At 69.1% G+C, this 9,671-nt stretch carries 5 protein-coding genes and 1 pseudogene; 3 read left to right on the top strand and 3 right to left on the bottom strand.

The window, feature by feature from the left end:
- Positions 1–258: 258 nt before the first annotated feature.
- Positions 259–438: pseudogene (locus tag FV242_RS35900) on the top strand (ISL3 family transposase); the annotation flags it as partial.
- A 639-nt stretch (positions 439–1,077) separates the two neighbouring features.
- Here FV242_RS35900 and FV242_RS36200 read toward each other — a convergent pair.
- From FV242_RS36200 to FV242_RS30460, 3 genes are all read right to left on the bottom strand, one after another.
- A complete protein-coding gene (locus FV242_RS36200) occupies positions 1,078–1,209 on the bottom strand; it encodes a hypothetical protein (RefSeq protein WP_281407126.1) in 132 nt (43 codons plus the stop codon).
- 244 nt (positions 1,210–1,453) lie between these two features.
- Positions 1,454–2,266, bottom strand: a complete 813-nt coding sequence (gene bcsS, locus FV242_RS30465; RefSeq protein ID WP_147910593.1) for a cellulose biosynthesis protein BcsS — start codon at positions 2,264–2,266, stop codon at positions 1,454–1,456.
- A 171-nt stretch (positions 2,267–2,437) separates the two neighbouring features.
- On the bottom strand, positions 2,438–4,846 hold the full coding sequence (locus FV242_RS30460) for a response regulator (RefSeq protein WP_147941521.1): 2,409 nt from the start codon (positions 4,844–4,846) through the stop codon (positions 2,438–2,440).
- A 435-nt stretch (positions 4,847–5,281) separates the two neighbouring features.
- Between FV242_RS30460 and bcsA the strand changes: the two genes are divergently transcribed.
- Together bcsA and FV242_RS30450 are read left to right on the top strand one after the other, a co-directional pair.
- A complete protein-coding gene (bcsA, locus tag FV242_RS30455) occupies positions 5,282–7,672 on the top strand; it encodes a UDP-forming cellulose synthase catalytic subunit (protein ID WP_147941520.1) in 2,391 nt (796 codons plus the stop codon).
- Between the two features lie 5 nt (positions 7,673–7,677).
- Positions 7,678–9,671, top strand: a 1,994-nt coding sequence (locus FV242_RS30450) for a cellulose biosynthesis cyclic di-GMP-binding regulatory protein BcsB (RefSeq protein ID WP_147941523.1), incomplete at its 3' end; no start/stop codon positions are given.

The following is a 9,671-nucleotide window of genomic DNA, read 5'->3' as shown; positions in this document are numbered from 1 at the left end:
GCTCGCGGATACCATCAGGGCCAGCGGTCACATGAACGACTGCATCAACAGGCCGGACACAAGACTGCACCCGACCAACGCGTCAGAAGCTCAATTCGCCGCTTGCAATGCGGGAGCCATCCACACAGGACGTTCCGCCGCTGAGCCGGACGCGATGGCGGGCCATCTACAACGAAGTGCGGCATCTGCAAGCCGCGGGGTGCCGCCGCGGATCTCAACCCTTGAATCACAGAGGCCAAGGCTTCCGGCGCACTTGCCATCGCCACCTTCGCTGCGGGACTGAACGGTGACGCTGCCGCGGTCAGGGCGGCCCTGACCGAGCCCTGGAGCAGTGGCCAGGCCGAAGGCCAGATCAACCGGCTTAAGCTGATCAAGCGCCAAAGCTACGGTCGAGCGGGTCTCGATCTCCTACAGCGCCGTATGGTCCTCGCCACCTGATCCACGCAAAGTGAGCAAGAGCCGTTTCTGTGGACGGTTACGGGGCTTGGCAGAATAGGGGCTCGAGTAACGGGTCCGGCTGAATTTCCTGCTCGTAGACGAAGATCAAGCGCAGAAGCGACATCGCCGCAAAACCCCGGGTGCAATCCCGCGGGACGAGGCCTTTCTGCTTGAGCGGCGCTCGATCTAAGGACCGCGCCTCGGGCTCTGCATCGGCGCGCATCCTTCCTCGCGCTCGGGCTACGACCATCCAACGCGCTCCGAGCGTTGCGCTCTCGCCTCCGCCGCGCGGGGAGGAGACGGACATGGTGGTGAACGATCAGGTGCGGTGGGTTCCCGTCTGCGCCAATCCCCACCTTCGGCTCCTCCCGACGAGGGAGCTGGATACAGCGTCCCACCTTCAGAGTATCGGCATCTCCGGGATGCATTGATCCGGTTGCCCGCCCGCGGGACGGGCACGGCGCATTCGACCGCAGCGGCGTGGCGAAGGCCGGAAATGACAAGCCGTATCTGAGATCATGTTCCATTCTGGAACGAAGTCATTGGCTCTAATCTAGCACTAGACGCCGCCGCCTAGAGGTGTCCAATGCATCAATTTATCGGTCTAATTGCCATTTTCGCGACCCTCGCCGGGGTCCTTCACACCTGGGGGGCGCCGCGGTGGATCATCGCTGGTCTCTGCGCCGTGGGGCTCGTCGGGGTGTTCGCCTCCTTCATCGGCTTCCAGCCCAGGGTGGTCCCCTCGCCGGTCTCCTCGGCGCAGTCGCTCAACGCTGCGATGCAGCCCGTCTTGGAAGGCGTCTGGGATCCCCTGAAGCCAAGCCAGCTCCTGGCAACGTCCCGGTAAGCCCGTCCCGTCGATCGCCGTCGGGATGATCCCGGGGAGCAGCCCTGGCCGGATGGTCGGGGCAAGCGACGGCGATGACCGGCGACCGAACCGAGCCGTCCCACCCTGGCAGCGGGTCAGAGGATCGGAATTGCCGCAGACGCGCTCCGATTGCGCGCCGGCCAAGGGCTAGAAGGTCGAGCGGGCCTCGACGCTGGAATAATAGCCGGAGCCCTGGATCCGGTCGCGGACATAGCCGGCGGCGACGGACATCTGCACGGGCCCGAACCGGACGCCGGTCAGATGCGCGCCGATGCGATATTGCCGGAAAAAGTCATCACCGAGGAACAGCGCCTCGGGGCCGATATAAACGCCGTCGGCGACCATGTAGCCGACGCGCAGACGGGAGTAATAGGCGTTGAACTTGGTCGAGTACGAGCCGTAGGCCGAGACCATAGTCCGGTCGCTCGGCGTCGCGTAGAAGTTGCCGGCGACCTTCAGCCCGACGCCCGTGCCCACGACTGGATTGCCCGGATCGGGGACGGACAGCTGATTGCTGCGGACATTGAAGCCGATGTAGCCGGCGAGGGCCGCGTCCTTCCAGACCCACTCGTAACCCGCCTGGAGGGCGCCCTCCTCCTGGTAGCCGGTGACCCGCGTGGCCACGGACCGCCCGGGATACGAATAGGTGCCGGCGATGGCGTCGACGCGCACCCGCAGGCCGTCTCGCGTGGGCGAGCCGTTGGGCGCGGCGGTCACCGTGACGGAGCCGAAGGCCGAGCTGTTCGAGGTGACGCTGGTCGAGCCGTCGACGGCGACGGCCCAGCTGTCATCGACCGCCTGCTGCGAGGCGCCGGTGTACCAGTCGGCGCCCGTCGACCGCACCGCGAGGTCGGCCGCGTCGGCGGCGGAGACGGCAGCCGCGCAGGCACACAAAACGGCGAGCGCTGTCGTAAACGGAGACGGCAGCTTTCGGGCAATCGGTCCCGCGATCCCGCCCATACTCACCGGCTCCGTTAAGCTACGATTTACGCTTTAGCCAACACTCGCCGACAATGGTTAACATTGGATTTTGGAAAGACTGCTTTCCAACTGTGCGCCTGCGGCCAAGATCGGGCGCCGAGGCGCACGCAACTTCGCCTGATGCCCCGGGCCGGCCGGGCCGCTTCGAGATCAAGCGGCGCGCGCGCGATTGACGGCGACGTCAAGGACGACCTGCAGGTCCTCGTTGCGGAAGGGCTTGTCGATCCGCAGGAAGGCGTCGGCGGAGGACGGCAGCTGGCCGTGCGGGCTGGCGAGGATGATCCGGATGTCCGGATACCGCTCGACCACGGTGGCTGCGAGCTGAAGGCCGGCCATCACCGGCATCGATTGATCGACGATCATCGCGTCGAAGGCGGCGTCGCGCGCGAGCACCTCGAGGGCGTGCGCCCCGGAGGCGGCCTGGACCACCCCGTGACCGAGATCGGCGATTACCTCGGCGACGCTCGCCCGCACGAGGCCGTCGCTCTCCACCAGCAGGATCTTCCTGGTCACCGCAGGGAGCGAAGAGAGCCTCGCCGCGGCCGGACGCGCCGCCGGGAGCCAGAACTCGGCCAGGAAGGGCTCGCCGCCGCTGCCGTCGCGGACGACGTGCCACTCGCCGCCGCTCTCGGCGACCAGCGCCGCCGCGGCGGTCAAAGTCCGTCCCGTCTCGGACGGCGGCAAGGCCGTCTCCGGGCGACGGCCGCTGCTGACGAGGATGCGCACGTAGGGGGTGGGCGGCGCCTCGGCGTTCGGGTCATCCAGAACGCCCTCGGCCGCCGCGATGGCGAAGCCGGCGAGGCAGGCGTCGCGGATATGGAAGGCCAGGTTGAGGAGCAGCAGTTCCAGCACGCGCTCGCTGCACAGGACCGTCGGCAGGCCGGCGGGGATGCGATTGAGCACCGGCATGTCGCCGAGGGCGTTCGCCTCCAGGAACGGTAGATAGGCCTCGAAGGTGGTGGCGAGGTCGGTCTCGGCGAGGGTGATGTCGGTCTCGTCGCCGCGCACGAGGTGCAGCATCCGACGGGTGAGCGCGGCGCCCCGGCGGGCACCGACCATCGCCCGCCCGACCAGCCGGTCCTGCTCAGCGCCGAGGGAGTGGCGGCGCGTCAGCAGGGCGAGATTGGTCAGGACGACGGTGAGGACGTCGTTGAATTCGTGAACGATCCCGTCGGTCACCCGCCGCAGGACGAGATTGCGGCGCGGCTCAACCGGCTGCGGCAGGGTCGCGTCCGCGTGGCCCGGCAGCTTCCGCATGAGCGCGAACAGCCGCCGATCGCCTCTGACATCGGGCAGGCAGAGCAGCCTCACCTGCACCTGCTGGCCCGGCCAGTCGTGCAGGCGCAGGACCGCGTCGTGCGGGCCGTCGGCGGCGAGGGCGGCAAGGCGCGTCCTCTCGAGAAGTGGGCGGTCGGCCGCGACGAAGCAGGCGGCGAACGGGGCTCCCTCGCCGCCGCCCTCGCTCCGGGCGTTCAACAGGGTCCGGCCGGTCTCGGGATCTATCTCGCAGCAGGCCCAGCCCGACACGGTTTCGAAGGTGGTCAGCCGCGCCTTGAGCCGCGCGACTTCCGAATCGACGCCCGCCACCAGCAGCCCGGTGCTGCGCCGCTGCCCGGCGAACGCGTCCGACAGCGCCGCGAACTCGCCGATCCATGTCCGCGCGCCGACGGCCTCGTCCGCCTCTTCGCCCGTCAGCAGCCGCCGCAACGGCCGCGTCAGACGCGTCCCCGCGACGAAGCCGAGGGCCGCCGCGCAGGCCACGAGCGCGAGGCCGATGCCGGGCATCCGCCAGTCCGGCGAGCCTGCCAGGGACGCGCCGGAGGGAACGGCCTGCGCCGTCACCAGCCATCCCGGGGAACCGATCTCGGCCGCCGCGCGCATCGGCGTTGTGGCCGACACGCTGGCCGCCCGGAACGGGCTCGGCGTGCCGACGAGGACCCGGCTGTCCGCGGTGGCGACGACGAAACCGAGTGTCTCGGGCATGGTCAGGGTGCGGCGGACGTCCTCCTCGATGCCGGTGAAGTAGCTCGGTGCGGCATCGAGGCGCAGTAGGCCGCCCTGCCCGCGCTCGCCCAGCGCGACGACGGCGCCGAACGGCGCCTCGGCATCCGTCTCCTCGGTCACCACACTCACGCCGGCCGCACGGCCGCGCAGGAACCAGGTCTGCCGGGCGACGCTGCGGCCGACCAGCCGCTCGTCTTGGGCTGCCAGCACGGTGCCGTCGGACGCCACGAGCAGGCCATCGCGATAGATCGGATTCAGACCGAGCCATTCGCGCAGGCGCGCGGCGCGCTGATCGGCCGAGAGCAGGCCCTCGTCGTCGCGCAGCGCCAGGGCGGCATTGCGGGCATCCCCGATCGTCTGCCGCAGCCGCTCCGTGATGGCTGCGACGTAGGCGCGCGAGGCCGCGCCCACCGAATCCCGGACGGACAGCGGCACGCCGGGTTGCGTGGCAGGAACGACGACGAGGAGCGCGGCCGCGAACCCCGCCGCGGCCGCGATCGCCACCTGCAGCGCGTTCAGGAGTCTGAGAGAAATCTGCAGCGGCTTCGCGATCATCCGTCCGTCCGGGGAGCTGTCCCGAGCGAGGCGCGATTTTCGTTAAGGGTCGATTAAGCCCGTCGGCGGACGCAGGGAGCGACGACGGCGTCAGCGGCGACGGGTCCGGAGGGCCGCCAGAACGGTTCGAAATATCCGCCTCACTATGCCGCCCTGCGCGCTGTCATCGTCGGTTATCGCGAAGATGCCGGTTTGGCGGAAAGAGTTTTCATGGCGTTGCCAAAGCCTCGATTTCGCTTTTGAAGAGCGATCGACTGTCGCGTGATCGCCGTCTGCTCAATGGGCCGTTTTCCTAAGTTAACCGTAATTGCCGATCTGATAAATCGAGCTGGATATTATCACGGCATTTGTCCATTGACCCTCATCGCTGTACAAATCCGGCCCTAGAGCCGTTGCACCTCGATCCGAGGGATTTTTGGCCCGGGAGGCGGTAGCGTGAGGCAGGCGTTGCGTTGGCTGGCCTGGGTTGGGGCTACACTGGCCAGCCTCGCCGTGCTCAGCCAGCCGGTCGGGACGCAGGCCCAGCTCGCCATGAGCCTCGCCGCCATGGCGGCGATGATCGTGCTGTGGTCCGTGTTCGACGGGCCGCGGACGCGCTTCGTCTTCATGGCGCTCGGCAGCCTGGTGGTGCTGCGCTACATCCTGTGGCGGCTCACTAGCACACTGCCCTCGCCGGGCGATCCGATCAGCTTCGGGTTCGGCCTGATCCTGCTGGTGGCGGAGCTGTACTGCGTCTTCATCCTGTTCGTCAGCCTGATCATCAACGCGGACCCGCTGCAGCGCGACCCGCCGGCCAAGGCCGCGGCCGCCGACCTGCCCACGGTCGACGTGTTCGTGCCGAGCTACAACGAGGATGCCGCGATCCTTGCCATGACCCTGGCGGCGGCTCGGCAGCTCAACTATCCGCCCGACAAGCTGACCGTGTGGCTGCTCGACGACGGCGGTACCGACCAGAAGTGCAGCGATGCCGACCCGGCCAAGGCCGCGGCGGCGCGGGCGCGCCGGGGGGAACTGCAGGCGCTATGCGACGAACTCGGCGTCCGCTATCTCACGCGCGCCCGCAACGAGCATGCGAAGGCCGGCAATCTCAACAACGGCCTGGCCCACGCCAAGGGGGAACTGGTGGCGGTGCTCGATGCCGACCACGTCCCGTTCCGCTCGTTCCTTGCCGAGACGGTGGGCTATTTCGCGCAGGACCCGCGCCTCTTCCTGGTGCAGACGCCGCACGCCTTTCTCAATCCGGACCCGATCGAGCGTAATCTGCGCACCTTCGAGCGCATGCCGGCGGAGAACGAGATGTTCTACGCGGTGACGCAGCGTGGCCTCGACAAGTGGAACGGCTCGTTCTTCTGCGGCTCGGCGGCTCTGCTGCGCCGCATCGCCCTCGACGAGGCCGGAGGGTTCTCGGGCATCACCATCACGGAGGATTGCGAGACCGCCTTCGAGCTGCACTCGCGCAACTGGACCAGCGCCTATGTCGACCGGCCACTGATCGCCGGCCTGCAGCCGGACACGCTGACGGATTTCATTGGCCAGCGCTCGCGCTGGTGCCAGGGGATGTTCCAGATCCTGATGCTGAAGAACCCGATCTTCCAGAAGGGTCTCAAGCCCGTCCAGAAGATCGCCTACCTCTCCAGCATGACCTTCTGGTTCTTCCCGATTCCGCGGCTGATCTTCATGTTCGCGCCGCTGCTCCACATCTTCTTCGATCTGAAGATCTTCGTGGCCAGCGTGGACGAGTCGATCGCCTACACGCTGACCTACATCATCATCAATCTGATGATCCAGAACTACATCTACGGCAAGTTCCGCTGGCCGTTCGTGTCGGAGCTCTACGAGTACATCCAGGGCGTCTATCTCGCCAAGGCAATCGTCTCGGTCATCGCCTCGCCGCGCAAGCCGACCTTCAACGTCACCAACAAGGGCGCGACGCTCGACCACGACCATATCTCGTCGCTGGCACTGCCGTTCTTCCTCATACACCTGCTCCTGATGCTCGGCTGCGCCGTCGCGGCGTGGCGCTACCTGTTCGAGCCCGGCGTGACCAACCTGATGCTGGTGGTCGGGCTGTGGAACTTCTTCAACCTGCTCACGGCGGGCGCCTCACTCGGCGTCTGCGCCGAGCGGCGCCAACTCGAGCGCACCCCATCGCTGGCGATCGATCGCCGCGGCGTCCTCAGCCTGTCGGGGCGCAGCACCGACGTGGCGATTGAGCTGGTCTCTGCCGAGGCCTGCACTGTCCGTCTCCTGAGTGGCGCCTTCGATCAGGGGCTCGTCCGTACTTCGTTGCGCGGGGCGCTCAGCGTCGAGCCGACGGCCGGGGCCAGGCGGCCCGCGCCCCTGCCGGTCCATCTCGAAAAGGCGACGCGTGACGGTCGGGAACTGGTCCTGCGGTTGAGCTTCGGCGAGCTGGCCGTTCGCGACTACCCGGCGCTGGCGGGGCTGATGTACGGCGACGCCGAAGCGATGCGCCGCTTCCAGCTCCGGCGGCGGCGGCACAAGGACATTCCCACCGGCACGCTGCAATTCGCGTGGTGGGGCTTGGTCGAACCGTTCCGCGCGCTGCGCTATCTCCTGGCCAGCCGCCGCCCCCGGCCGGTCGAGGTCGGGGAGGCGCTGGTCTACGACGCACCGTCCGGCGCCGCCTCCCTGCCCGCCGTCCCGTCGGTACCCGTTCCGGAAGCGGGGAGCCATGCGGCGCCCGTTCCCGCTGCCGCCAAGACCGCCGACGCCGAGAGTGGGGACGACTGGGTCCGCCTGATGATGGATTACGAGAACGAGCGCACCCTGGCCGAGCTTCGCGGCCGGCGCTCGAGCGCGGCGTGACGGCGATGGGTGTCCGGCTGGGCCTTTCCGCGCTGGGGCTGCTGCTAGCCCTCGCGGGCCATCCCGCTCTGGCCCAGAGCTTCCTCGGCCGCGGTCCGGCCGAGCGGCTGACGGTGCCGCCGAGCGGCAACGCCCTGCGGGCTCCGACCGAGGACGGGACGGCTCCGGCGCGGAGCCCGGATGCCCCGGCGGCGGAGCAGAGACCGGCGGTGCCGCGCGCCGTGGAGCCACCGCGGGCCTCGGCCCCGCAGGCGGTGCCGCGCGGGGTGATCCAATCGACCATCGCGCCGGCGCGGCGGCTTCCGTCCGGCCCGCGGGGTTTCCGCCTGACCGGGGAGGAGGATTCCCTGCGCTATCCGGTCTATCTCACCGACGCGCAGACGCGGGGGCCGGCGCGGCTGCGTCTCTCCTACCTGTCCGCGATCTCGGTGGCGCCGGAGAGTTCCGAACTCGCCGCCTTCGTCAACGGCACCAAGGTCGGCTGGACCCGCATCCAGGCTCCCGGCGCGGTGAAGGTCGTAGAATTCGCCATCGGCGAGGGCGTGCTCAAGCCCGGCTACAATGCCGTGACCTTCACGGCCAGCCAGCGCCACCGCGTCGACTGCTCGACGGCCGCGACCTACGAACTGTGGACTCAGATCGACCCGTCGCGGTCGGGCCTCGTGGTCGGAACCGCCACGGACATGGATGTCCGCTCCCTCGCCGCCGCGGAGCCCGACGAGAGCGGTGCGCTGCCGATCCAGGTGATCCTGAACGAGCGCCCGAACCTGGCGCGGCTGGAGCGGATGATCGAGGCGGTGCAGGCTCTCGCGCTCGTGGGGCGCGTCGCCCGTCCGACCGTGACCTTCGGGCCGCCCCTTCAGGGCCGCAACGGCATCAATCTCGTCGTCGGCACCGCCTCCGAGATCGGCGGGATCGAAGGGGTCTCGGACCTCGGTCCGATCACCGGGCCCCGTCTCGCCATGCTGCCGACGCGGCCGAACGTACCGCCGACCCTCGTGGTCACCGGGTCCCGCGAGGAGGACGTCCGGCAGGCGATCGCCAACCTCGCCGTTTCCGCCGAGACCGGGACGCCCGGCGGGCTCAAAGCCGTGCAGCTCTTCCGCGGCTACATGGTCTATGGCGGCGAGAACCTGACCCTCGACCGTCTCGGCGCGGCGTCGCGTGAGTTCTCGGGACGCCTGCTGCATGTCGGCTTCGACCTGCGCTTCCCCGGCGATTTCGTCCCGGCCGATTACGGCAAGGCCATGCTGCACCTCGCCGGCGCTTACGTGGCCGGGCTCTCCTCGGAGGCCCGCATCGTCATCGACATCAACGGACGCAACGCCGCCAGCATTCCGCTCCCGGACGCACGCGGCGAGGTGTTCGACGACAGCGCCATCCCCCTGCCCTTCAGCCTGTGGCGCCCGGGGGTGAACCACGTCGAGATCTCGGCGCAGCTCCCCAACGCCGCCGACCAGACCTGCGACACCCTCAGCCCGGCGGCCAAGCAGGCGCGTTACCTGTTCCTCGATCGCTCCCGGATCGAGATCCCGCATTTCGCCCGGGCGGCGCGCAGCCCCGACCTCGCGGCGATCAAGGGGGGGGCGGTGCCCTTCGTCGTGCCGGGACAGCGCCCGCGTCTCGTGCTGCCGACACCGGACCGCGACAGCGCCGATGCCGCCGCGACCCTGGCCGCCCGGCTAGCGATGGCCTCGGAGCGGGTCATCGACTTTGAGGTGGTCACCCAGCAGCAGGTGGCGTTCGATGCGAGCCAGCTCGTGGTCGCCCCCGCCCGCGCCCTCGACCCGGCGCTGCTCGAGGCGGTCGGATTCGATCCGCAGCAGATTCAGCGGGTCTGGGAGGGCCGCGCCGACATGGTGGCCACGCCCGGCCAGTTCGGGCCCGAGGGCGTGCTCACCCTCGACCGCCTGCGCCGCAACCTGCCGATGCGCTGCGCCCTTCCCACCCTGATCTCGCAGGTCCGGCAGGCCCAGCCCGCCCAGACCCCGCCGACCCA

This window comes from Methylobacterium sp. WL64 (assembly GCF_008039945.1).
Lineage (GTDB): Bacteria > Pseudomonadota > Alphaproteobacteria > Rhizobiales > Beijerinckiaceae > Methylobacterium.
The sequence above is the reverse complement of the archived record's forward strand: the minus strand, read 5'-3'. Positions and strand labels throughout refer to the sequence as shown.

Bases quoted from the DNA above. Each gene is read 5' to 3' on its own strand.
- bcsS (WP_147910593.1), bottom strand. From the start codon at position 2,266: ATGGGCGGGATCGCGGGACCGATTGCCCGAAAGCTGCCGTCTCCGTTT.
- FV242_RS30460 (WP_147941521.1), bottom strand. From the start codon at position 4,846: ATGATCGCGAAGCCGCTGCAGATTTCTCTCAGACTCCTGAACGCGCTG.